Below are 24,659 nucleotides of genomic sequence, written 5' to 3' on the forward strand. Positions count from 1 at the left end.
CTTCCCACCTCAGCGCAACACCAATTGACCGAACAAACCGCCTTCGCCGCACCACTCTTTCTCCAGCAGGCGCACTTCCAACTCCAAGAGGCGACGATAAGTCAACGAATACCCCGTCACCGGATGCTTCCAGGTTTCTTCCTTGCGGCGTTCGTACAAATTCACCAACTTGCGACGTCCCGCATCGCTCAACCACACCTGTTCCCCGCGCACCTCGAAGTCTTCGCGCACTTCCCAGTGACCGCGATTCACCGACCCCATCACCGGCATATCCACCAAAGGCACGCGAAAAATCTCCATCAAATCCAACGCCAACGGTGGTGCCTGAGTGCGCGGTTGGTGGTAAAATCCCAATGCTGGTTCCAACCCCACCGCCAGGATGGCATTCATCACATCTTTCAGCAGCAAGGCATAACCAAAACTCAGCAAACAATTAAACCGATCCTTCGGCGGACGACGGTTGCGCCCCACAAACCGCATTTCCGCAGGCACGTCCGGCAATATGGCACAAGGCAAGGCCCCAAAATAAAGCGCCGCCAGATTCCCCTCCAATCCCAACAGGGTTTCCAGGGAATTCGCTTGGGGAATCTGCTTGAGTACCTTCTTCATCTGCGCGATCGCATCGTTCAATTTAGCCGAGGGTTGCTTTAACCCCCGCTTCCCCCGCATCAAAAACTTGCGCTGCCCCTCGGCGCGACAGCGCACCAACTGGCGCGCCAACTGTAGGCAAAACGCCCCATCGCTCAAGGCCCCATACTGGCGAATTCGCCGTTGGATGCTGCCCCGCCTGGTCTCGAAACTGCCCACATAGCGCCCACCGCCGGAAATAAAATGCACCCCAATCCCCTGATAGGCGCAAAAATGCAGCGCTTGGGTGGACACCTGGGAAAAACTGTGCAGCACCAGTTGCCCCACCTGCTGCGCCGCCAGGGTTTCCACCGGTTGACCCCGGCGGGCAATCTTCAGTTGTTCCCCGGTGCGCCCTACAGCAGTGCCCGGTTCTAGCACGTGAATCACCTGCCGGTCGTCGTCTTGGGGGAATAACCGCATGGGTTGCCACTCCCGGTTGTGGGCCAGTCGCGCCTCCTCGGGCAAACATACCGGTGCGAGAGAACAGCGGGCGCACAGACGCTCATTTTCCGTCACCGGGGGACGCTGGGTAGACCCCCGCAGCATCCGCGCCCGTTGCACCGCCTCGCGCACCGCCTCGCGCCCCGCCTCATCTAGGGGCACCCGCACCAGCACGTTATCCGCGTGATAGCGAATCCGCCCCTCAGTCACGGGAAGTCCCAAGGCAGATTCGATGAGACAGGCATAGGCAAGCACTTGCAGGCGATCGCTCTCCCAGGCGATCGGTTGTTTGCGCTCATCCCGCTTGCTGCGCCCCCGCTTGTGCTCGTAAGGAATGGTCGCTCCATCTCGCGTGCGAAGCGCATCCACACATCCGCGCAATCCCAATTCCGCCGATTCGAGAAACAATTCTTCCCAAGTTTCATCCTCCTGTTTTTCCAATTCCGCGTGCAGTCTTCGCCCCGCAAAAACTGCGGCATTTTGGGTGTAGAGTTCTTCCACTTCTTCGAGATAGAAAAGGCGGGGACAGTAGGCAAGGGCGTGCAGCGCAGAAACGCGAATCGTGTCTTGGGTTGGGGTTGAGATTTGTTCGATAAGTTGCATAGAAAATCGCTCTAGAATGACGTTAACTTCACTCTAGAGCGATGCCTCGGCAAAAACCTTTCCGGGTTGAAATAATTGGGGAATTTAGACTTGTAGGCGATCGGGTGCTTTAGGCGTCCAGGTCCAAGCGCTGTCTGGGGGATAAATGCTTGGTTCTTCCACAGGCGCGTACAAAAAGCTAGTGGTTTCGCTGTTATTCTTGCGGTTGATTCCCACTGTTAATCGGCAGGTTCCCAGTTTGGGAGCGGCATCGAGTTCTATACGTTCGTACCAGTATGTTTCAGGGGGGCGTTGGAGTATTTCCAGTCGATCGAACAGCAAATTATTGTCCCCGGCAAATGGCAATCCATACCGCTGGGCGTTGAACTCGCCGTTTAAACCTCGAAGGATGCGATCGACTAACCCATCCTCCGGGTTTTTCAGAGCGATCGCCATATCCAGATTTGCCAAAATCTCGCGACGAACTGGCACAATCCAATATTTTTGACCTTGGACATACTCTTTCAGATTTTCACCAGGTTTTCCCACAGGATAACTGTGCAGTTGCTGATAAAGCGTAGAAGTGTAGGTTCGTTCTGGGGGAGTTATAGTGCCGATCGCCAGACACAAATGAGGGATATCTTTGCGAATTTGAGTGGTCACATCATCCACTGACTCTCGCATTTCAATTGCTGCCAGATTTAAAACCAATCCCAGTGCGGCAGATGGGGGCAGAATCGGCATCGTAGAGCGATAGCTTCCTGCCTGAAAATAGCGATAAGCAGCAAAAGGGGCGATCGCTCTAATCCATAGGTAATTCGTCACCTTTAACTCTCCTCTTGATTCAGAAACCCATCAGACAAATCAGCTAACAAGCGTTCTGGATTTTTGTAGAGCTTCACGCCGAGAGATTTTAAGCGTCCCAACTCCGGATCCTGATTCTCTTTCATCTGACGGACCAATTCACCCCCCAACCAAAATTCCTCTCCTGGTAAATCTTCTGGATGAATTCGAGAGAGTTCTGAAAATGAACCATCTTCCTGAAACCCATAAGTATTATATCCAGCAGCTAAACGGGGAGTCAGTCGCGCAATGATGGTACGTGGTGCCATTTCAAAATAACTCCGAGCGTGATTTCCTGCCACACCATTTAATTCACCAATTGCTCGCAGTAGTGCCGCCACCCATTCTTTTTTCGACTTGCAATCAGAATACGCCAAAGCAAAGGGATATTGATAGGCCGTGTAAGCAACTTCCCGGTGCAATAATGCTGAATTTTTAGAATTCTTCCAAGGACTACTTCCGGCATTTTGAGGCGATTGATGAAACGTGGTATCAAATCGATAAGAGGTTAATGCCATCGCCAAGTTTTGTCGAAAAACGCTATCTCGTTTAGGGGGAGTTCCTTTATTCTTTTTAATGGCCTCTTTATCTGCTACCAAAAATCCAAACAGAAAATCATCTGCATATTTTTCTGCATCGGGGAACCCCTTAAATTCAACTGCTAGTTGATCTTCCTCATACAGCCGAGTGCGATTGTGGGGCAAATCGTACTTGATTAAAATTTCCCGAAGTGCATTTCGCATGGATTCCGGGCTGATAACTGTATATTCTTTTTGCACCCCTTTATTTTCTTTCAGAGTAATTTTTTGCAGTACAGTTCGATTGGCTTCACTTTCCCCGCGATAATTAGAACTGGGTGCAGCATAAGTCAAAACAGTAGCGAAGAGATTTTTGGTTTTTGACATAACAGAACATCCTTTGTAGAGACAACAGTGGGCAAGTAGCCCAACGCCTTGCGGCATCATCGGTTGAACTTGAAATTAAATATTTCCAGCCAAAGCTAAAACCGTTAAGTTACGAACTTTTTCAGCATCTTCATACAGCAATTTAACCAGCTTACTATAGTTATCAAATTTCAAGTAGTAACTTTGATTGACAGAAGCAAAAGTCTCGGAAAAGTATCTAATAAACTCTGTTCCTGTTTTGTGGCGACAGTGATAAAAGGCGTCCTTAGCCAGTTTCTCTTTAGCGTCATTGAATTCTTTTTTATCATCCTCATTTTTCTCAGCTTCTTTCCATTTTTTGTATTTTTCCTCGGCTTTTTTAAAGAGATAGTTGCCTACGACCTCATAAATCAGCTCTTCTTCCGAAAGATTTTTTGCATTGGATTCATTGTTCATCTTACTGTTCTCCGTTTCTGCTTCTGCCTTAAAAGAAATTCGAGCATCGCGCCGGAACGTTACCATCCCTAATGTATCCTCAACTGGTAGGCTTGCACATAAATCGGCAAAGCCAAAATACCAGGGTTTTAAGTCTAGAACATTTCGCAATCGCTGTTCTAAAAAAATATAGTCTTTGTAAGCCTTTTTGACGCGAACGTACTCACCCACTTGGTCGTCATTAGCAGGAATTCTGGCACTTCGCAAAATTTTGATACTATTCCCCTGCTTTTCTGCATGGACTACCTCAACTGCTAACACTAAATCGTTAATCGCGATCCCAGCTTGCATTTCTTTTATGCGATTTTGCAAAATCCGCAACATTTCCAAGCCACCAACTACAGCGAGATTAATCACTCCTTCTTGAGGTCGATAGCCATTTTTTCCAAACCTTTCGGCACGACGCTGCTCTTTCATGGCATATTTAAACTCTTCGCAAAACATATCTAAATCTGCCACATCTGGAATAACGATCGCATAGCCGACTGATTTGAGTTTATGCTCTCTTCGCTTGTCTTCTTTTTCATCTTTTTTACTTTGATTCTCTTTCTCTTCCTTCTCTGCCTTCTCTTTTTTTTCTTCACTTTTCATGGGTTCGCGAACGACGGGTTCGTAAACTTGTACGACTAAAGGCCAGAAGTGTAGCAAAAATTGGAACTTTGCCCGATCTTTAAAGGGGACATTTTCAGCATTGGTAGCTTGAGCGCCTAAAAAATAGGTACTGGGTAAATCTACAGTAGCGTTACCATCCCCTTTCGATAGCTGAGTCCAAACCTTTTGAACCTCAGCGATTTTTTTGTCATTGGCACTATCTTCAAAAGGCTTGCGCGTGGTGGGAATACCTCGCAGGATTGACCAGAACATATCGCGCCACAGCTTTACCCATATTCCATCAGTTCCGTCTCCACTTGGATCCAAATCAGCAATTAAACCTGCTTGAGGAATTACGTTTGGATAGATATAGTAGGTTTCGGTCTTAGTTTTGCCTTTAACCGTCTTTTCTACCGTCTCTGTTCTTATTGGCTCTTTCTTTTTAAAGGGTTTTTTGGATTTGATCTCACCGAGTTCACCTGCATAAAGTGTCCCAAATAAGACTTCTAACCCAGGGCGATCGATAGTTAACATAACGCCGGTAGCAGTGCGATCGCTCAATTCACAGATCCCTGGATGTTCTCCAAACCTCTTAAGCCAATCCACCATCATCACCAAACCCGCTAAACCGGCTCGATGTTGCGCCGAAGGCAACTCTGCCAGATGATATTCAAAAGTTAACGCTTTCTTCGTCATCATTCTTTTCCTTTGGCATAAAATCCCCGTGTTGGGGTGTAGTGTCGGCTATCGGCAATGCCGAAATATTTGGGAAATTTTTGAGGGCGATCGCTGCGCTCTAAGTTAAAATCAGCGTACTTGCAGTTTTTGGGAACATCGATAACATATCCGTCCCAAGGTTGTTTGTTGTTGATGCAATCTTCAACCGCTTTGATATCCCCATCTAAAATACAAGGTTGCTTGTAATCATCAATATCCCGCAACTGACCGGGAGTGGCGTAGTAACCACTTTCTAAAAACCGCGCTTTACCATCCGCACTCGGTTCTCGCCGTGCGTGTTCCTCCAGCTTTTCTGCGAGTTGGCGCTGACTCAAATCTTCCGAGCCTAAATCGTCAATAAATGCTTCTGCGGCTTTCAATTCTTTTAATTTATACGGCTTTTCTTCTTCAGAAGCATAAACCAGTAATGAGGCTCGATATTCGTCTCCTCGCTTGCGGTGGCGGTTAGCGCGACCGAATCGCTGGACTAGAGATGATATCGGTGCGAATTCGCTAATCAGGAGATCTGCATCTAAGTCCAAACTCATCTCGCACACTTGCGTTGTCACGGCGATCGCCGCTTCTATCTTATCATTTTTCTGAGTTAAAAATGCAGCCATTGTCTTCTTGTGAATTTTTTGTCGATCTGCCAACGTAAACTGACTGTGATAGCTCAGCACTTCCACCTCTAAACCTAATTCGTCTTGCAGGCGATCGGCCATCTGTTGGCAGCGTTTTACTTGATTGACCACCCACAGAACTCGCTCCCCATCCCGAAATGCTGCAATGGCTCGTTCAAATGCGATCGCTTCAGTTATCTTTTCTAGACGATATCGCAGATGGGATTCCTGTTCTTCTAAATCCTTAAGTTCTTTTCGGTCTTCAAGTGTAGGATAAATCCTGAGTCCGGCTTTTTGTAATTCTTCTTGACGAGATTTGGGCAAAGTAGCCGTCATACATAATACTGGCACATCAAATGCCTGCAAGAAGGCAATCAGATTATCAAACATTCGGCGATCGAAACTATGCACTTCATCAATCACCACTGCTGCATCGGCCAAAACCGGAAGCAAACACATCCCTCGATAATCGTGTTCTATGAAACTTAAAAACTGGTCTACTGTAGCGCTGAAATAGCAGCGCGACCAATAAGCCAGCGCATACAATCGCGCCTCGGATTCGGATAGCTTAAAATTTTTATCTTTCGTTGCCTTGTTATCATCGGGATTTTTTCGTAATTCCTGGAGTTCGTACTCCGACGTCCCACTCAAATGAGCTGCCGACTTTTCTGGTGCCCAACCAATATAGTTTTTAAATCCTTCTAAAGCGGTGGCTCGGGTGGGATACAGAAAAATTATTTTTCCGATCTCATAATGTTTAGACTGCTCTTTAAGCCATTCAAAGCCAGCCCTTGTTTTACCTGAACCACAGGCGGTTATCAATAAAGCTCTGGAACCCAAAAATGCAGCTTTTTCTTGAAAATCCCGCAATCTAAATTTAGTGTAGGGATTCTCTTTCTTAATCTGTTCTGTAGAAGGAGTTAAAATTTCAGATTCAATTCGGTCGGGTGTCAAAGGTGGAGTATGGACAGTTTTATTAATCCACTCTTCAAAAGTTAGATCTTCGCGGACTAGAGCGGATGCTGCTGAGTCAGCAACGATTAATGCCGCTTTTGTGGCTAAAAGTAAAGCCCGTTTACCATAAATTGTAGGGTTGTCACTAGATTTTCTCAAATTCCGACGACACTGCTTAGCAGAGTTATATCCGCATTGGAGTGCTTGTTTCCATACTAAGTTCGAGTCTGACCAATTCTCGGTGGGGAGTTTGGGAATAGCGCCCAAAGAAGCCACTTGACGAATCCTTTCTAAAATAGCCGTAACTTCTGGCGGTTGGTGTAAACACAGTTCTACGGTTTTTGCCCGACGGGATTGACACCATTCGTAGTCTTTACCTGTATCACTTGCTTTGAGATGATGGGATAAAACTGCTGCACTGATTGCATCGCAGTCGAGCAAAGAATTGGCGCTTAGCCAAGTCTTCACGGCTGGCAGTTGCAAAATTAAGGCACTGAAATGTTCGTGTCTGACAGACTGAGCCTTAAAACTTGCACTAGAAACAGCTTCTTGAAATTCTTTATTGGCTTTACCTATATCGTGAAACAGTGCGGCAACTCGTAAGTTAAGCAAAAATTGTTCTTCCGCCTCTTTTCCTCGGATGCCAAAAAATCGGCAAAAGTTTCGGAACCAGCGCTGTGTGGGGTCGAAAATTAACAACGCGGTTGCTTCCGTATCCAGCAAATGCTGTTGCACTGTCAGCGGTTCGCGATTTGGGTATTGTTTTTTTGCAAGTAGTTTAGTTGGTTTACTCATGTTACCCACTTTGATATTGCTATTTCAGTCCAGCCAATTTATATCGATTGGATTAGAACCTGCGGAAGGGAACAAAAATCCCACAGCCCATGCGACGTTTACCGCCCAATCCAATGGCTTGAAGCTGTAGGGAATGTTCCTCTGTTAAATCAATAATTTCCAGGCCAAATCCAACAACAGAATATTTTTTGATTTTGATGGCTTTCCGAGCGGGTTCTCCCTCGGCGTTAAGCGGAATAGCAAGGGTTCCTTGAATGCCAAGTTGTTCGAGTTGACGCTGGGCTGCTTCTAAAAAGGGTTCCGGATCTTGATATCCTTTAATGGTGACAATGCGCGATCGCAGTCGAGCCGCAGGTTGCAGCAATAGAATTTGGGGAATGTGGAGCCAAATATCGCTATTTCCAATCGTTAGCTTTTTACCGGCTAACAAACAAGCCAGATCCACGCGATCGGTAGAGAGGCGAATTCGCAATCGCGATCGCTCTGTTAGGGTGATTTTTCCTTGGCGATCTGGAATACCCATAATGGTTTCTATGCTTAGCCCGGGAATTCCATGAAGTTCTGGCACAAGATGAGAGATAGCAGCTAACAACCCATATCCGTGATCGGCGGGTAAACTTTCTCCAGTAATTCCAAAACTCAGTTCCACGTAGGGCGACTTACTGCCTTGTCTCGATGGTTGGTTTTCGTGAAGCGTCAGCATGATAAAGTTCTATTCAACTGTATAGTACAAGCGGTCATAGGCGGGTTTGCCACCTCTCAATGCCATTGAGAGTGGTGAAACCATAGAACTGATAGTGCGACAGAAGGTGTGCGATCGCTCTCCCTATCGATCGGAAATTACACTTGGGAGGTTCTGCCTTCAGATACCGCACAGGTAATAATGAACTCCAGGAGTTCCTCCTTACTGCGAGATTCCAAACGCGGATTAATTGGTTTGCAGCGATCCTCCCATTCTCGCGCCTTTGCCATTAGCCACTCAGGTTGAGGGCTGGATTTATCGGGGCATGGTCGATAGTTTTGTATGACTCGCACGTAAAATTCAGCCAAGCGGTTCGCATTCTGGTTAGCCTGCTCGCTGAGGTGTTGACCACAGCGACTGGCAAATTCCAATAACGGATCCCCATCCCGGGACGAACCCACTTCACCCGTGGAGGGTCTTGAGAGTTGTGGAGCCAATGGCTCCTTTTTATTTTGTTTCATAATTTTCTCCATTGTTAAATTTCGTGGACTCCGGTTAGCAAGCGCAGCCGGAGTTTTTTTGATTCTAGCACGCTTTTTTAGATTTTGGCTATGCCATTAACTAATTCCCTGAAAGTTAATCAGGGAATAGCTTTCAAACGCCTTACGGCATCACTGGTTCCTAGAAACTCTGAGAATGAGACTTCTAGAGTTTGGATATGCTTGCTCAACGCCGAGGGTGCTTGCACACCTGGGGCATCCAAGATAGCCAACAATTCATTGTACAAGATCTTAACCTCTTTCAACTGCTTCTCCAATTCCACGATAAGAACGATTCATCGCCTCAAGCTCCTCCCGTACCATGTCCACCAACTCTGGCGGGTCTTTCACCACTGCACTTTTCCCATATCCCAATACCCATCGCTTGACTTCGTTCATCCCGGAGACGACCATCCGCAAGGTCAAGGATCCATCAGCATGGTTCTCAATTTCTTGGGTAGAGTGCCAGTTGCGCTCTTCAATATAAGGCGCTGTCTGTGCATCGAACCAAATGACCACCTGTTTGGGCGAACCGCCGACTTCATGCTGAAAGACATACTGGAGATACTCTTTCACATCAAAATTTGGATCCGGCTCGAATTTCTCATCCAAAATCTTTAACTCCTTAATCCGATCTATGCGAAACGAACGGATTTCGCGGCGAAGATGGCAAAACCCAATTAAGTAGGTATTGGTTCCTCGATACAAATCCAGTAAATACGGATCGACAACTCGCTCAGACTCCTGCTTGCGACTGGCGGCAAAATAGCGCATCTTTACTTGTCGCGAAGTCTGACAAGCTTCTTCTAATTGATGCCAGATTTGCGGATCTAGGTTGGTTTGCGCTCCAGGACGTAACAGGATTTGCTGATTGGCAAGCTGTTGTAAATTGAAGTAGGTTTGTTCGGGCAATCGTTCGCTCAATCGCCCGATCGCAGATTGCAATTCTTCCGCATAGGGGGAACCCGCATAACATTCGAGCATTCTCGCTCCCAATGTCAAGGCAAGCAGTTCTCCCTGATTTAAAGGAATACTGGGCAAACGCCAGTTCGGATCGCTGTAATGATGGCCTTTTTGCCGGTTGTATTCCAAGGGTGCGGAGAAGCGATCGCGCAAAAACGCTAGGTCATTGCGAATCGTGCGAACGCTCACTTCCAGCGCTTTCGCAAGACTCGGCACCGTCTGTCGCTGTCTGGAACGCACCAAGTTATCTATTTGTAGTAATCGCTCTAAATGACGAGACATCACATCACAATTATGTTTCCTTTCAACTTATAAATCCATCTTACATACACTACCCGGCAAAAACCTTTCCGCCTTCCAAAAAAAAATCTTAAATTTTCCCTTACGGATTCATGCTTCGCAAAAAACTAGAGCGCGATCGCTGCACTCCACCTCTCAACCCGATCGCCCCAATTGCATCTCTCAAATTGCCAATCATTAACGGCTCGCGAAAAAAAAGGCAAGTGTGACACCTGCCCGCGAACCTAACCTATAGTTTTTTTAGAATCAATAACTTGAATTTGTTAAGCCAAACTTATCTTAAGACCGATTGATGCTCCAATAAAGGCATCGCCAAGTTGCACATCGCCTCGCGGCGGATAGTCCCAGAATTTACTGCGTCCCAGAGTGTCTGCAGAGCATCTAAATCGGTAGACTTGCATCCACCCTTGGCTATAATCTGGCGAATTAACGCTTCCGACTCTACACTGAGGCACCCTGTTTTAAACGCAGATTCTACAATCGCATGAATCATAACCCTCTATGCGTCCCTATGGTTTTAGAATCTATTTCCTACTATCCATCATCTGAACCGAAAACAGGCTGATAAAGATCCGAAAAATTTGTGATACTAAACACTAAAGACAAGTGATTTTAATCACGGCCCAGCGGAGGACAAGCAAAAGTGACGATCGCGCCAACAGAATATCAGCAACGACGACAAGCCTTAATGGAAAAAATCGGCCAGGGCACAGCCATCTTTCGCAGTGCGCCGATGGCGGTGATGCATAACGACGTCGAATATGCCTACCGCCAGGATAGCGACTTCTTCTATCTTACCGGATTCAACGAACCGAATGCGGTGGCCGTGTTTGCCCCCCATCACGAAGAGCACCAATTTGTGTTATTCGTGCAACCGAAAGACCCGGAAAAAGAAGTTTGGACCGGCTACCACGTGGGAGTGGAAGGGGCGAAAGAACGCTATGGCGCAGATGAAGCCTACCCGATCGCCGAACTGGATGAAAAACTGCCCCAATACCTGCAAAACGCCGATCGCATTTACTACCGCCTAGGACGCGATCGGGCATTCAACGACACCATCTTAAAACACTGGCAGCGCTTAATGAGAACCTATCCCAAGCGCGGCGTCGGACCAATCGCCATTCAAGACGCAGGAACCATCCTTCATCCCCTGCGACTGGTCAAAAGTCCCGCCGAACTCGAACTGATGCGAAAAGCGGCAGAAATCTCCGTCAAAGCGCACAATCATGCCCGGGAATTCGCTCAACCGGGACGCTACGAATACGAAATCCAAGCCGAAATGGAACATCTGTTCCGCCTGCATGGGGGCAACGGTTTCGCCTATCCCTCCATCGTCGCCTCCGGTTCGAATAGCTGCATTTTGCACTATATCGAAAACAATCGCCAACTGCAAGACAACGACCTAGTGCTCATCGATGCCGGCTGTTCCTACGGTTACTATAATGCCGATATCACCCGCACTTTTCCAGCCAATGGTACCTTTACCCCAGAACAAAAGACCATTTACGAAATTGTCTTGTCAGCGCAAAAGCAAGCGATCGCCCAAGTTCATCCCGGCAATCCTTACAACCAAATCCACGATACCGCCCTGCGCGTTATTGTCGAAGGATTGCTAGACCTTGGATTGCTCGCCGGGGACATCGACGAAATCATTAAGGAAGAAAAATACAAACCCTTCTACATGCACCGCACCGGTCATTGGTTAGGCTTGGACGTGCATGATGTGGGGGTGTATCAAAATGGCGAAGACCCGCAACCCTTGCAACCCGGAAACGTTCTCACAGTAGAACCGGGCATCTATATCGGGCCGGAAACCAAACCCGCCGAAGAACAGCCGGAAATTCCCGATCGCTGGCGCGGAATTGGGGTGCGAATCGAGGATGATGTGCTAGTTACCGCACAAGGCCATGAAGTTTTAACCGCCGGCGTACCGAAATAAAGTGCGACCTTTCCCGCGTTCCCAGGCTTCTGCCTGGGCCACCCTCCTCGAGGCTCCGCCTCCACTTGCCATCGGTGCGGTGCTGTGCGGTACTCAATCCGTGGGCAGCAACAGCAGGCATAAAATTAGCCCGCGTAGGCGGGCTTTCTTGGTTCGACGCGACTCATGTATCGCCACTGGATGTCATTCAAAATAAGGGCGAAAACGAGAATCGAAATGGTGTTTTTTTTGCGCGTTGCACGAGCGACAGAGAGTGTGCAGGTTAGCGATATCGTTGGAACCTCCCCGAGCGAGGGGAACAATGTGGTCTATAGTGAGTTCTACCTTCTGGCGAGTTTTGCCACAGCTTTGACACTGGTAGCCATCGCGCTGGAACACGTAGTTCCTCACTTCTGCGGGAATGCGAATGCGAGGGGTTTTCATGGGTGCTATTGTGGCGGGAGGGATTGCAGGGGAGAAATGTACATTTCGCCGAGGGGGGTCATATCGCGGGCGATCGCGGCATCTCTGGGTTGCCCGTTCTCGTCGTAGGCGCGATCGGACACAAAGCTCATGTCCATATCCAATCGCATCTGTGCCTGTCGCCATTCTTTCCCCGGTTCCAAAAACTCAATGGTAGGATATCCCAAGCGCGTCGGTTTGACAAAATCAGTCATTTCAGCGCAGGCGATTTGCACTTCTTCTTTCAGTTCTTTGAGAATACCATTCACTTGCCGGGGTTCGCGACAAATTAGATTCGTATCGGTTTGAATTACCGCGCTGTCGGGCAAGAGATAAGTAGGTATTTGTTTGGTCAAACAGTCGATTTGCTGCACCCTTTCTTCGCCGCGTATCTGCAAGGTGGCGATCGTCAGCAGACGAATCGTACCGCGATCCCATCCACCACTGGGTTGAATCGCCATTCCTCTGGATCCATCAATCAAACATTTGACATCATAGGAAATCCGCGTCACCGCCCATAACAGAATCGACAGCAGTTCCTCAAACAGAAAGGTCTGGCGATAAAATTTGTGGGTGGGAAGCTTGATTAAGGTATCGTTCGACAGAATACAGGTTTGGGTTCGAGTTTGAGATTGGGTCATAGCTGCAAGCAATAGGCGTTCTCAGATACAAGATACCGCTCCAAGGGCATTTTGAAGCGATGATATTGTAACCGTTTTAGACGATTTATCACCTTTCGTCCCGGTGGCGGGTTCTCCAGGCTGATTTTTCCCGGGGACGAGGCGTTCTCGGTACGCCCAAGCGCAAGGGTTGCGATCGCCCACCCCACCGCTGCACCCCCCAGGGGGCTTAACGATTCTCCTCGCGCTTCATCCACAAAATGTTATCCTGACCCCACTCGGGTTCCTCTTCCTCATCCGCCAGAAACTCCAAACTGACTTTCATGCGGATTTTTCCTTTTCGCCACCCTCTAGAACCAATTTTGAGCAGTTCCCCATTCACCCCAGTTTCCAAAAATTCTTTGGCGTAGGCGAGATCTAATTGTAATCCTTGCTGGCGTAAGGCATTCGAGATGGTATGGGGAAGTTGGTTTTGCCCGGTTACCGCGCCTCCCATGAGTTTGCGTAATTCGCCGACTTTAAACAATTTTCCCCGAAATGAGACCACATCATCATCGCAGCAGTCAGGGAGGATATTATTTTCTTCCATAAACATTCAAATCAGCCTGCGACCTTTTCGCAGATACCATACAACCCAGATACTCGATGAACCGTATTTTTCAATAGCAAAATGACTGATGCCCTGGAAAATTGTAGCGACAATTGTTAGTGAATCGCCCAGTGGGTGCCTTGTTTTTTTGCTTGCTGTAGCAGCATGGTCCGACCATGCTACTAACAATTGCTCATATTTATGGGTTTTCTTCTCTAATTTTCTGACGGATTTCATCCAGAGGGGATTCGGGTTCCGTGGGTTCTGCTTCAGTCGGACAAAATTCGATTGTCAGCCTCAATTTCCCTTTTTGCCAACCCTTAGCCCCAAACTTGAGAACTTCTCCTTTCACTCCCTCTAATGCCCATTTTGCTTTTTCTTCATTCCAATTTTGACGAGCCACATTGTCGGAATTTTTAATAATATTAATCGCAGCCTTTATTAGCTCTTCTACCTTGAAAGTAGTATGGGGAATTAGGATTTTTGAATCTTCCTGGATTGACAATATTTCTTCCTTGTGTAAAGGTTCATAATGGCGTTCACTCATTTGATTTCCTCCTGAAGTAATTTTGTGTTCGTTCTGGATTGTTGTAGGGTAAAGGGTTTCCAATCTGACAACCCATACAATTAGCTTCGATTTGAGGTGTAGCTTAAACCATAGAATTCAAGTTAATTGCAAATTATTAACTTATTGGTTCCATATTACCCTCGACTTTGCAGACAGATTGGATTGCGTTAACTATCCTATCATATTCCTACCATGTAACCCTCATATTTACAGTTGGGTTTTAACTGACTTTAGCTATGAGCCGGGAACTCAAAGTCCCCGGCTGCAACTAGACCAGGAATCTATTCAACAGCGGGAGAGAGGAGATTTTCCACCGCTTCCGCTTCCGTTTCCGCTTCTGTTGCTTCAATCGGCGAGAGTTCCGAGTCCACATCCACGATCGCCAACTGATAGCGATCCAACTCAAACGCCTGCAAGCACTCATTAATGCCCGTCACCGCTTCATTGTAACGGTCTATTTTCTCCTGTAACTGAGCTTGCATTTCCTGAGTTTGCTGGAGTTGTTCTTGCGCCTCTTTTTCCAAAGTATTTTCCAGATGAGAGCGGGCGCGGTTGTACTGTTGCAGAATCAATTCTTCCTGCTGTTTTGCCATTGGTAGCAGATGGGTTTTCAGGGTTTGGCTAACCGCTTGACGGAACGAACTTTTCACCGTATCCCGGACCTTCGGTTCAAAATCCAACTTGAGCAACTGACGAATTGCCGATTCTGCATCAATCATGCTACTACAGTCATAACTTTGAGAAGTTTGCTGCAAGACTTGACGGAATTGATAAATCGAAAACGTGCCTTCATCGTAAAAGCGGGGGCTTTCGCGCACGTAGCGATCGCACTCGGTACTCACTGCAGCGCGAATTGCCTGCTGCACCTGAGATTCCAACTGTTCAAACGCCTGCAAAATGCCCGCATCGCTGCCCACCAAGCGGCACAATTCCCGATAATAATCCTGGCGGCGAATTTGGTCAACTAAATAGGCAAAAAAGTTAGCGATCGCCCGTTGGGATTCAGCCGCCAAAACATTTTCCAACGCATTGGACAAATAATAAAACGCTTCCACTAAAATTGCCAGCAGAGGCGCGGTAGAATTGCGGGGATGACTGGCGGTAGCTTGCTGATACGCTTCTTCCACAGAAAACGTCTTGAGCAGCTCATCCAACTTAGTCACCATGCGCGCCGTCAGCTTGCGAAAATCCTCTTCAAACGTCTGACATTGATTTGTCACCACGCGATTCACTTCATCTTCCACATGGGCATTTAATGCGTCGCCCAACCGTCGCAACTCCTGATTCAAACTGGACAATCGCCGAGATTTCACCCCTTCAATCTCGCGAGGTTGGCTATCGATTTCGCGATATTGCTCCAGATAAAAATTATGCAGAGCCATGCAAGCCGGCTGCAAATCATTCGCCAGGTTTTCAAACAGTTGCGGGCGCTTTTCTTCCATCAAATAGCGCTTAATGCCGGTGCGAAATTCTTCAATCCCGCTATCCTTAATGAGCTGTTCGATTAAACTCGTCCCCCAGTTGCCGAGAATCCGCACGTAATTGTCATTTGGCGTTTCGTAGCTTTTCACCTCAATGCGGAATGCTGTGGGAGAAAGCTTTCCGGAATTGGAACAATAGCGGAGAAACTCATTAACAAATTGCGGAGTTTCTTCTTGGATGCCGCTGCTTTTCACGCTTTCGGTAAAAAGCGTATCCAAGCCGAAGCGATCGCCCCCACTGGTGTCCTTCACCTGACTGCCATAAAACCCCAATAAAGCGCTGGTTTGATAAAGGCGCTTTGTTTGGCGAAATTGGGTATTAATCAGTTCGTACAAGCGCTGCCGCAGTTGACCATTATACCAGGTTTCGTCGATGCGATTAAACACATAGAACACGCGATCGCGAATTCCGGGATTGCGCCGCATCTTTTCCAGCATTTGGGTTTCTTCCGTAGTCATATCCCCTTCCGAAGCCGGCTTGAGGACGCAAATCACCGCCGAAGTTTCCGGGTCTTCAATTTTGCGATAAGTCAATTCCGCATCGCGCTTCACCGGGGCATCAATTCCGGGCATATCGATAAGCACATTGCCATCTTCGAGTAACGGATGGTGACAGTAATACTCAATTTTCTTCAATACCGCGCTATTGCTACCGCGCCGCGCATAACTCGCCGCCTCGCTGAGGTTAGAGAAGTTAAACTGCTCCATCGGATAAACCGCATTGGTATTCGGATAAATGCGATCGCGATTTTCCTCCAACCCCTGTAGCAACAACAGCAGCGCTTTTGCTTGTTTCGCTTTTTCCGACTTACTTTCTCCCCCTTCTTTTTGGATAATCGTGTCGCCGCCCTGACGCAGCAGATCGATAACTTCCGGGTTTTGAATATTCACCTGGGTTTTCAATTCCAACTGCACCATCAGCTCTTGAACCTGCTTCTGGATTTCCGCCTCGCTGAGAAACGTCAGCACCACGCGCTCCTTGTCTGGGGCGGCGTATTCGATATAACATTCGGTGCCCGTAGCGTGACCCTCGGCGCTATAGAGCAACTCGCGTTCGAGCAATGCATTGATCAGCATTGATTTTCCCGCCGAGAAGGCACCGGCGAACACAATTTCGAACTTGGGGGAAATGGCTTTTCGCAGGGAAGCTTGAATCGGCGTGGGATCCTGCTGCACCCGTAAAGCCGATTCCTGATGTAGCAGATCTAGTAAAGAATCCACCCGATCTGGTAAAGTTTGACATTGCAATGGCGTTTGAGTCATGGTTGAAGTAACAAACAAAATCAATGAGGAACCCATATAACCAGTTTCTCATGTTTGAGAACCTGTGGCACAGTTCCAGAACATACATTTACCAGCGCTGGATGGATACAGAGTTCGTCTGGCGCTTGTGGATCCGCACCACCCGCCTCTGGGGGGGTATTGCGCCCGCGCCTTTTCCGTATCAGCGATATTTCCGAATTGTCAGACTGTTAGCGGAACTTCTGCCCCTGGGGGTGAAATGGCGCTAAAATGAGAGATTGGCAATTGTAAACAGGTCAGCGATCGGGGTGCGTCAGACGGTTCCCCTCGGGATTCCACCGGCTGGGTTGTGAGCTGACGCCCCTTTTTTTGAGGATTAATAAAATGTAACAAACCCCTTAACGGGATGGGATCTTAAATGAGTCGGCAGAGGAGATGGGCGAAAAAGAGGGATACGAATCTGCCAGAGGGAGGGAGAATTTTTCCCGGGAACTGAGGGGATAAGCACCCGGTTTATCGAGAGAGTTTTGCGGTGAGCCAGCGCGTTTGAAAGAGACGGAGAAAAGTGATGAAAATTAGGGGTTAAGATTGGGTATAATGTAATAATAGCTTGTCGAGTTCTTCGAGTTGAAAGGGTTTGCTGAGATAATCCGTTGCGCCAGCGGCGAGACAGCGATCGCGATCGCCCGACATCGCCATTGCCGTTACCACCACCACCGGTAGGGATTGCAACGGCTCTTCTTGTCGTAACTGCGAGACTAATTCCAAACCCGTGACTGGATTGGCGAGTTGGAGATCTAACAAAATCAGGTGAGGGTTAAAGGAATAAACCCGATCCAAAAAATCGCTGCCATAACCAATAATTTTAACCCGATGACCCATTGCGTCTAAATAATCGCGCAACAGAATTGTATTTGACTCATCATAATCCACGATTAAAATCCGCCGTTTGCTGGGGCACACTGGGGAAGTTTCTGGCAAGGAGAGTGAGTCGTTGGCGGAGGTAGGGGTGTAACCGGGAGGCAAGTCAGGCAGATAAATGGTAAATTCACTCCCTTGACCTGGAGTGGATTGAGCGCTGAGTTCTCCCCCATGTAAGTGTGCGAAATCCCGGGTGAGTGCCAATCCCAAGCCGGTGCCTTTCGTTTTCTGGTTGAGTTCGTTTTCGATTTGGCGAAATGCCTCGAACACCAGGGGTAATTGTTCCGGGGAGACGCCAATGCCGGTATCTGCAACGGTAAATTCAATGCCTTCGGGCTTTTTAGCCACAATCAGAGAGACGGTTCCTTTGGGGGTAAACTTAATGGCATTGGAGAGGAGATTGAGCAGCATTTGTTTGAGGCGGCGTTCGTCAGCGATGCAAATTTTCGCCTGCGGATCGATGTGAGTGGTGAGTTGCAACCCGCGTTCCGAAGCACGTTCTTGGATAATTTTCAAGCAGTAATGACATAACTCGGCAACTGGCACTTCCTTGAGTTGGAGTTCTTCCTTGCCGGCTTCGATTTTGGATAGATCCAAGATATCGTTAATCAGTTCGAGGAGGTGATCCCCGCTGGTTTTAATGCGGCTGACGTATTCTTTTTGCTTGGGATTGAGGGTGCCAAAAATTTCTCTCTGTAGCATTTGAGAGAGTCCTAAAATGGAATTTAAGGGGGTACGAATTTCGTGACTCATGTGAGCGAGGAATTCACTTTTGGCGCGATTTCTGGCTTCGGCAATATCGCGGGCGCGGGCGATCGCTTCGGTTTCTTTGCGATGGGTGATGTCACTGATAGAAAGCACAACCCCATCAATTTTTCTAGTAGGGTCAAGCAGGGGGGCGGCATTAATAGATAAAAACAGCTGAGTGCCGTTGGAATGGGCGATCGCATATTCCATGTCACATAACCCTTTGCGGCTCTCCATCACCGGGCAAAACGGCAATTCATTCACTGGAAATCCGGGGGGGTCGAGTCGATGCAGTTGCCAAATCGGATCGCGATAAGGGCGTCCGATAATTTGCGATCGCCGCAATCCGAGATGTTTTTCCGCTGCTCTATTTGCCAGGGTAATATACCCTTGGCGATCGAACACCAAAATCCCTTCTGCATTCGTTTCGATAATTGCTCGCAGCCGCTCTTGGTTGCTTTGCAGGTTCTCTTTCGAGGCTTGCAGCGCAGCGACATAATACCGAATTAACTGATACAAAATTACCGCCGTAATTGCTACATAAAAGCACCCTTTGACGGTCTGGAACCAACTCAAGTTTTCGATGCTTGAATGCCGAAATAGTCTAGTCAGAAGCTTATCGGAAAATAAAACCCATAGGGTTCCTAAAACGACATAAATTCCAACAATTCTAGCGGGGGTTAACTTAGGTTTAAGCGGCCATCTTAGCATGTTAGTTTGCCTAGGGGTTTGGTAGAAATTGCAAAAATCGGTCACCAGTGACGATTTGGGTTTAATTCTACTGTGAAAACTCCATAAATCAAGCTAGATTGATGTTAATCGTAAGTTTTTAAACCCTATCATTTTTTTTAAAAAAACACTCCACTCAAGGGAATTGGGGGAGCGATCGCGGATCAAAGCCGTGAATTTAGGGGGAACAGCCAGATTATAAAGCGATCGCTTCCCTTTGCGCCACCCAAAAACTGAAAAACCGCCGAGTTACCTCAAGCAACGCGACGGGGCGCAAGGGGGGCGAAGGCGATTAATGGGGCACAGACATAGAACTGGAGGGAGTGGGCGGAACTTCTGGAGTAGCCTCTGCTTTTTCTGCTAATAATTTGGGTTTTAAGTAAAGATTTTCCACCAACGCCGCCACTCCCGCCACCCAGGGCGGAACGATTAATGCGCCCACAATGCCCAACACCTGCACCCCGCCGATGACCGAGAGCAACTGATACAAGGGATGAACCCCCACCGAAGACCCCACCAACAAGGGATCGAGGACGTAAGTTTCGATATTCTGGACGATCGCAAATAAAATCAACACCCACAAAAACACCCATCCCCCTTGAGAAAGCGCCACGATCAGCGCCGGAATTGCCCCTAAAATCGGACCGAGAAACGGAATCAAATTTGTCAAGCCAGCGATCGCCCCCAACCCCAAGGCAAAATCTCCCAATCCCAAAAAGCTCAGCCCTACACTTGTCGCGACAGCCAATACCACCGAAACCACCAAACGTCCTCGGATGTAGCCGCCCATGCGCTGCGTCACCGGCAACACCTGCGCCTCTAAGCGCTCGTCCCAAGGTTTGGGAAACAACTGCACCAAACTTTTAATCAGGGTGCGACTATCCGCGAGCATGTAGCCAGAAATAAAAATCGCCAAAATCAGCGTCACCACCCCGCCCACAAACCCTCGAGTCAGCCCGTAAGAGCGCAACAAAAGCTGTTGTGACGAACCGAGCAGCCATCGCGTCACCGACTGGGTATCGAAAAACTGACGCACGAACTCCGGCGGCGTATCGTTCAATCGCGCCGCTAAATCCTCCGCAATTAAGCGCACGGTTTCTAAGTAGGTGGGTAACTGGCGCACCAAACGCTGAATTTGATCCAGCGCCGTCGGACCGATGAGCAACGCGATTCCCATCAAGGCGGCGATCGAACTCAAATAAGCCACAATCGTCGCAATCCAACGCGACACCCCTAACTTATGCCCCCAATCCACCACTGGTGCGATCGATGCCGCCAGCACCACCGCCACCATCAAGGTAATCAGCAAACTGCGAAGCTGCCACAACAGAACCAGCAGCAAGCCCATTCCCACAAAAATGAGCAAATTGGTTAAAGCAATCGTAATCCGTTGGGTTGACATAAGGCACGGAACTGACGGTTGATTGTATGTAGGTTAACTGGTGTTGAATTCGGTTCGAGTATGAGTTGGGGACCGCTGTGGTTAGGGTTGCACGAGGGCGATCGCAGCGGTGGGAGATTTAATCTGCACTCCGCCATCGTGCTAGCTGCGGTGCCAATTCGTCACCCCTCCCGGTTTATCGATTAAAGTAATGCCTTGGGCTTGCAATTCGTCGCGGATGCGATCGGCTTCGGCAAAGTTTTTGGCTTTGCGTGCAGCTTGGCGTTGCGCGATCGCCGCTTCAATCTCTGCATCGCTTAACCCCTCGGTTTCCTGGGCTTCCCCTTCTTCCTCTGGCCACACTTCCAAGCCCAACACCGTCGCCAGTTTCACTAACGTGAGCCACTGCTGCTGTAACAGCGCCGAGTCCGTTTCGGTTTTGCCCTCATGCACCAGGATATTCCCCTCCCGGCGCAACTCTTTCGCCAGTTCAAACAACACCGCCAACGCCCCCGGGGTATTCACATCGTCATCCATCGCCGCATTAAAGCGTTGCACCGCCTCGGGGATGAGTTCGCCAGACATCGGCGCAACGGTGTCCCAGCCCAGTTTTGAGCCGCATTCATCGGCAAAGCGCAACCCGTCTTTCAGAGTATGCCAGCCATTTTCCGCGCTGGCGATCGCCTCCTCGGTAAAATCCAGGGGTTTGCGATACTGCGCCTGCAACACAAACAAGCGCAGCGCCATCGGTTCTACCGGCTTATCCAACAACTCGCGAATGGTAGTAAAATTCCCCAACGATTTGGACATTTTTTCCCCATTCACCGTCACCATGCCATTGTGCAGCCAATATTTCGCCAAGGGTTTCCCCGTCGCCGCCTCAGATTGGGCGATTTCATTTTCGTGGTGGGGGAACACCAAGTCCGCACCCCCCACGTGAATATCGATGCTCTCCCCTAACTGTTCGCGCACCATTGCCGAACATTCGATATGCCATCCCGGACGCCCCTCGCCCCACGGCGACTCCCACGCCGGTTCTCCCGGTTTCGCCTTTTTCCATAAGGCAAAATCAAACGGGTCTTGCTTCTTCTGCGCTTCCTCGTCCTGTCGTTCCACGCGACCGCTGGCTCCCGCTTGCAGGTCGTCGAGTTGTCGTCCCGAGAGTTTTCCGTACTCGGGAAACTGCCGGACTTTGTAATACACATCACCCGATGCGGCGTAGGCATAGCCTTTTTGCTCCAACTCGTGAATCAGGCGTTTGATGCCATTCAGGGTATGGGTGGCACGGGGATATTCGTCCGCTTCCAAGACGTTTAACCGCGCCATATCTTCAAAATAGGCTTGAGTGTAGCGATCGGCCACCTCCTGCATCGAGCTGCCCTCGGTACGCGCCCGATTGAGAATCTTATCGTCAATATCGGTAAAATTCTGCACGTAGCGCACTTCATACCCGCGCCATTGCAGATAGCGCCGCACCGTATCCCAGATAATATAGGAGCGAGCGTGACCCAAGTGGCAGTAATCGTACACCGTAACGCCACAGCAATACATCCGCACCTTGCCCGGATTGACTGGCTCAAACGGTTGTTGACTTCGGGTGAGGGTGTTGTAAAGCGTTAAGGTCATAAAATCGGTTTCTTCCCCTACGGTAAGCGCGAATATGTTCTCTGAAGTTGCTTTTCTCCCGGGGGATGGGTTTCCCCGATCGCTGGGAGAGGTTTTCTATTCTATCGTTCATAATGACATGATTTGCACTCCCCCTTCGAGGGGATTGGTGGAAATTCGCCCGCCCTCGGCGATCGCCTCTCTACTTCACCTCACTCGAACTCATGTCATTCACCGCCGTTCGCGCGCCATCTCGCCTGAGGATGCTCGAAGTTAATTGCATCGGAACTCCTGCATTAGGGGCAACCCCCGCCAGAGATTAAAGTCTCCACCCTCATGGAGGGAGGGGTTGCTTCAGAGGAGTAAGAAGCTTGTGGGGGAAGGCTTTGAGGGGTCTGGCGAGGAGTTTCGCGAGGCGGGGAAGAGAGGAACCCAAAGCGCGCGCGATCGGGTGATTGGGCGGGGACAAGATGTCAGCGAAACGGGTGCGATCGCCCCCAGGAAAACATCGGGAAGCATCCGGTGACGCCCTATTCTTTGACTTCTCGTCGCCGATTGAAGGGGGGCGATACGCCGCCAAGAGAACCCAGTGGTGGGGGTAATATTCCTACCTCTGCGTCATTCTCGCTTCCAATTCGCAATATTTAGGTGCCGCGCGCTTCGCGCTTGAGAAAAAAAATACCCCCCAAATCGGGGGGTAAATCATTCCTGAAGTTGTTAAGGATTGACACTAAGCGGCTGAAAGCCGTACAACTGGAGTTATGGATAAAATTTGATTAGTGAGCCACAACTGGAACGGTTTGAAGCTCGCCCACCAAGCGGCTTAACATCGAACGCTGGCGTTTTTGCGTCTTCACTTGCCGATTCATCATCAAGTTGCGGGCTTTTTCCGGGGCAGATACCGTAGCTGCCTCGGCAGTTCCATTCGCCACCGGAGCACCTCGATATTTCAGCTCAACGGTGGTTTGATGAACCGGTTGCTTTTGAGTATTGCAGAATTTCCAGTCTAACCCGCGATATTTTCCACCCAGTTCGACTTCAGTGACCTCAACGGTGGGGGGAGTGTATTCGTAGGTGGTTCCGCGATAAGAAAGTTTCATAGTTTCGCCTCCTAATAAGACATCGTTGTGATTTGCGAGGCGCGTTCCTTCGGGAGTTTTCCCTACTTCCGTCCCTCGGATGTCTCTACGTTAGGTTCTAGGCGAGACCCTTTAGAGGGATGAACGATTTACTTTCTGTATTCATTGTTACCGTTTTTCTGGAAAATGTCAAGGGTTTTTACAAAACTTTACAAAAAATCTGCGCCGCATCCCCCGCCAAGGCCCTCCGTCCCCCCGAAACCCCTTACGGGGAAAGGGAGTCATCTGAGGTGGCGAGATATTGCCATAACTCAGATGTAATGCCACAGGAGAAGGAACAATATGCAAACTCGAGGGATTGCCAGTGTTGTGTTCGGAATGATGACGGTTCTGGTGGGGTCTGCTTTCCCCACTGCGGCAATGGATCCACAGCGATCGGCGGTTCCCCATTCGCCGATGCCTTTCGCGATCGCGCAGATGCCGGGGTCTTCCCTGGCATTTTTCTGGGGGAAAGATGACCCGCCGAGTACGGTGGAAGGACGCTGGCGGATTACTGAGGGGACAACACCTGAAGGGGAGGACTATACCGGCACGATCGAGATGGAGGCGATTGGCGATCGCGCCGATAACCTCTATCAACTGTCTTGGAATACCTCGGAAGGCAATTACCGGGGACTGGGGTTCTATGAAGATGGGCGCTTGTTGGTGGGATCCGGACGCGAGGACGGGATTTACGGCGTGGCGCTTTACCGAATTGAAGACGATGGCACCCTAGCGGGCAAGTGGAGTTTGTCCACCGCCCAGGGGGCAGTGGGGACGGAAATTGCCACCGGGGCTAGATCCGGGGACGTGGCGGGGGAATATCGCACGGAAAGTACGGATCCCGGAGAGGCGGAGTCTAGCTTTACCGGCAGGTTAACGATTAGCCGATTGGACGATACCTATCGCTTGGTATGGCGGGTGGATGAGGACACCTATCGCGGGATTGGTCTGCGATCGGGGGATTGGTTGATTGTCGGTTGGGGGCCAGGGGATGACTTTGCGGTGGCGGAGTACGAGTTTGACGGGAATGAGGCCACCGGTCGCACGGCGGTGTCGGGCAGTGTTAATGTAGGGGAGGAGGTGCGAATCGTTCCCGCCAAAGTCAAGGTTGAAATACCGAAAACGTAAGCGGGGCAAGGAATCTAAGGCTTAAAAGCCGAGGAACCTTGACAACTGTCATCTGGTTGCTAAGGAGGAGGGAAGCGGCCTAGACCGTAACCAAATCTGAGGTCAGCAGGC

21 protein-coding genes and 1 riboswitch are annotated in these 24,659 nt (G+C 49.2%); of the genes, 4 read left to right on the forward strand and 17 right to left on the reverse strand.

All coding sequences use genetic code 11. From position 1 onward, the window contains the following. Positions 1-9 precede the first annotated feature (9 nt). From AC0QH1_RS15210 to AC0QH1_RS15245, 8 genes are all read right to left on the reverse strand, one after another. Positions 10-1,674 (reverse strand): type I-MYXAN CRISPR-associated endonuclease Cas4/Cas1, encoded by a 1,665-nt coding sequence (locus tag AC0QH1_RS15210; RefSeq protein WP_324632040.1) that lies wholly within the window; start codon positions 1,672-1,674, stop codon positions 10-12. Between the two features lie 84 nt (positions 1,675-1,758). Further along, positions 1,759-2,478: a CRISPR-associated protein Cas5 gene (locus tag AC0QH1_RS15215; protein ID WP_324632041.1), complete on the reverse strand. Its 720-nt coding sequence runs from the start codon at positions 2,476-2,478 to the stop codon at positions 1,759-1,761. Positions 2,479-2,480: 2 nt separating this feature from the next. Continuing rightward, entirely contained in the window at positions 2,481-3,401 is a 921-nt protein-coding gene (locus tag AC0QH1_RS15220; protein WP_324632042.1) for a type I-B CRISPR-associated protein Cas7/Cst2/DevR, read from the reverse strand. A 75-nt stretch (positions 3,402-3,476) separates the two neighbouring features. After that, positions 3,477-5,165: a type I-MYXAN CRISPR-associated protein Cmx8 gene (cmx8, locus tag AC0QH1_RS15225; RefSeq protein WP_324632043.1), complete on the reverse strand. Its 1,689-nt coding sequence runs from the start codon at positions 5,163-5,165 to the stop codon at positions 3,477-3,479. Beyond that, complete coding sequence (gene cas3, locus AC0QH1_RS15230) at positions 5,162-7,552, reverse strand: CRISPR-associated helicase Cas3' (RefSeq protein ID WP_324632044.1); 2,391 nt, start codon at positions 7,550-7,552, stop codon at positions 5,162-5,164. The genes cmx8 and cas3 overlap by 4 nt, the downstream gene beginning before the upstream one ends. A 52-nt stretch (positions 7,553-7,604) precedes the next feature. Continuing rightward, a complete protein-coding gene (cas6, locus tag AC0QH1_RS15235) occupies positions 7,605-8,255 on the reverse strand; it encodes a type I-MYXAN CRISPR-associated protein Cas6/Cmx6 (protein WP_324632045.1) in 651 nt (216 codons plus the stop codon). A gap of 137 nt (positions 8,256-8,392) precedes the next feature. Continuing rightward, entirely contained in the window at positions 8,393-8,755 is a 363-nt protein-coding gene (locus AC0QH1_RS15240) for a hypothetical protein (protein ID WP_324632046.1), read from the reverse strand. A 270-nt stretch (positions 8,756-9,025) separates the two neighbouring features. Beyond that, on the reverse strand, positions 9,026-10,018 hold the full coding sequence (locus AC0QH1_RS15245; RefSeq protein WP_324632047.1) for a helix-turn-helix transcriptional regulator: 993 nt from the start codon (positions 10,016-10,018) through the stop codon (positions 9,026-9,028). A gap of 661 nt (positions 10,019-10,679) precedes the next feature. Between AC0QH1_RS15245 and AC0QH1_RS15250 the strand changes: the two genes are divergently transcribed. Continuing rightward, a complete protein-coding gene (locus AC0QH1_RS15250) occupies positions 10,680-11,975 on the forward strand; it encodes an aminopeptidase P N-terminal domain-containing protein (protein ID WP_442957319.1) in 1,296 nt (431 codons plus the stop codon). 183 nt (positions 11,976-12,158) lie between these two features. Here AC0QH1_RS15250 and AC0QH1_RS15255 read toward each other — a convergent pair whose 3' ends face one another. The 5 genes from AC0QH1_RS15255 to AC0QH1_RS15275 form a co-directional block, all read right to left on the reverse strand. Next, positions 12,159-12,398 (reverse strand): HNH endonuclease, encoded by a 240-nt coding sequence (locus AC0QH1_RS15255; RefSeq protein ID WP_324632048.1) that lies wholly within the window; start codon positions 12,396-12,398, stop codon positions 12,159-12,161. 5 nt (positions 12,399-12,403) lie between these two features. Beyond that, positions 12,404-13,057, reverse strand: coding sequence for a hypothetical protein (locus tag AC0QH1_RS15260; protein WP_324632049.1), 654 nt, complete (start codon positions 13,055-13,057; stop codon positions 12,404-12,406). 208 nt (positions 13,058-13,265) lie between these two features. Then, positions 13,266-13,631 carry a KGK domain-containing protein gene (locus AC0QH1_RS15265; protein ID WP_324632050.1) on the reverse strand — a complete coding sequence of 122 codons (366 nt, stop codon included), beginning with the start codon at positions 13,629-13,631 and terminating at the stop codon, positions 13,266-13,268. Between the two features lie 193 nt (positions 13,632-13,824). Next, complete coding sequence (locus AC0QH1_RS15270; protein ID WP_324632051.1) at positions 13,825-14,172, reverse strand: KGK domain-containing protein; 348 nt, start codon at positions 14,170-14,172, stop codon at positions 13,825-13,827. Between the two features lie 302 nt (positions 14,173-14,474). Further along, positions 14,475-16,937 carry a dynamin-like GTPase family protein gene (locus tag AC0QH1_RS15275; RefSeq protein ID WP_324632052.1) on the reverse strand — a complete coding sequence of 821 codons (2,463 nt, stop codon included), beginning with the start codon at positions 16,935-16,937 and terminating at the stop codon, positions 14,475-14,477. A gap of 23 nt (positions 16,938-16,960) precedes the next feature. Here AC0QH1_RS15275 and AC0QH1_RS15280 point away from each other — a divergent pair, with 23 nt between their 5' ends. Beyond that, entirely contained in the window at positions 16,961-17,185 is a 225-nt protein-coding gene (locus tag AC0QH1_RS15280; protein ID WP_324632053.1) for a hypothetical protein, read from the forward strand. Positions 17,186-17,498: 313 nt separating this feature from the next. On the opposite strand, the gene AC0QH1_RS15285 is transcribed toward AC0QH1_RS15280, so the two are convergent. From AC0QH1_RS15285 to cysS, 3 genes are all read right to left on the reverse strand, one after another. Next, entirely contained in the window at positions 17,499-19,160 is a 1,662-nt protein-coding gene (locus tag AC0QH1_RS15285) for a hybrid sensor histidine kinase/response regulator (RefSeq protein ID WP_324632054.1), read from the reverse strand. A gap of 445 nt (positions 19,161-19,605) precedes the next feature. After that, entirely contained in the window at positions 19,606-20,715 is a 1,110-nt protein-coding gene (locus AC0QH1_RS15290; RefSeq protein WP_324632055.1) for an AI-2E family transporter, read from the reverse strand. A 141-nt stretch (positions 20,716-20,856) separates the two neighbouring features. Next, positions 20,857-22,320: a cysteine--tRNA ligase gene (gene cysS / locus AC0QH1_RS15295; RefSeq protein WP_324632056.1), complete on the reverse strand. Its 1,464-nt coding sequence runs from the start codon at positions 22,318-22,320 to the stop codon at positions 20,857-20,859. Between the two features lie 352 nt (positions 22,321-22,672). On the opposite strand from cysS, the gene AC0QH1_RS15300 reads away from it, so the two are divergent. Continuing rightward, positions 22,673-22,825: a hypothetical protein gene (locus AC0QH1_RS15300; protein WP_324632057.1), complete on the forward strand. Its 153-nt coding sequence runs from the start codon at positions 22,673-22,675 to the stop codon at positions 22,823-22,825. A 250-nt stretch (positions 22,826-23,075) separates the two neighbouring features. On the opposite strand, the gene AC0QH1_RS15305 is transcribed toward AC0QH1_RS15300, so the two are convergent. Continuing rightward, positions 23,076-23,399, reverse strand: coding sequence for a DUF4278 domain-containing protein (locus AC0QH1_RS15305; protein ID WP_324632058.1), 324 nt, complete (start codon positions 23,397-23,399; stop codon positions 23,076-23,078). 38 nt (positions 23,400-23,437) lie between these two features. Next, positions 23,438-23,527: riboswitch (Glutamine riboswitch) on the reverse strand. 193 nt (positions 23,528-23,720) lie between these two features. Between AC0QH1_RS15305 and AC0QH1_RS15310 the strand changes: the two genes are divergently transcribed. Beyond that, entirely contained in the window at positions 23,721-24,548 is an 828-nt protein-coding gene (locus tag AC0QH1_RS15310) for a hypothetical protein (RefSeq protein WP_324632059.1), read from the forward strand. Positions 24,549-24,659: the final 111 nt, after the last annotated feature.

The sequence above is a fragment of the Phormidium sp. CCY1219 genome (genome assembly GCF_055795085.1).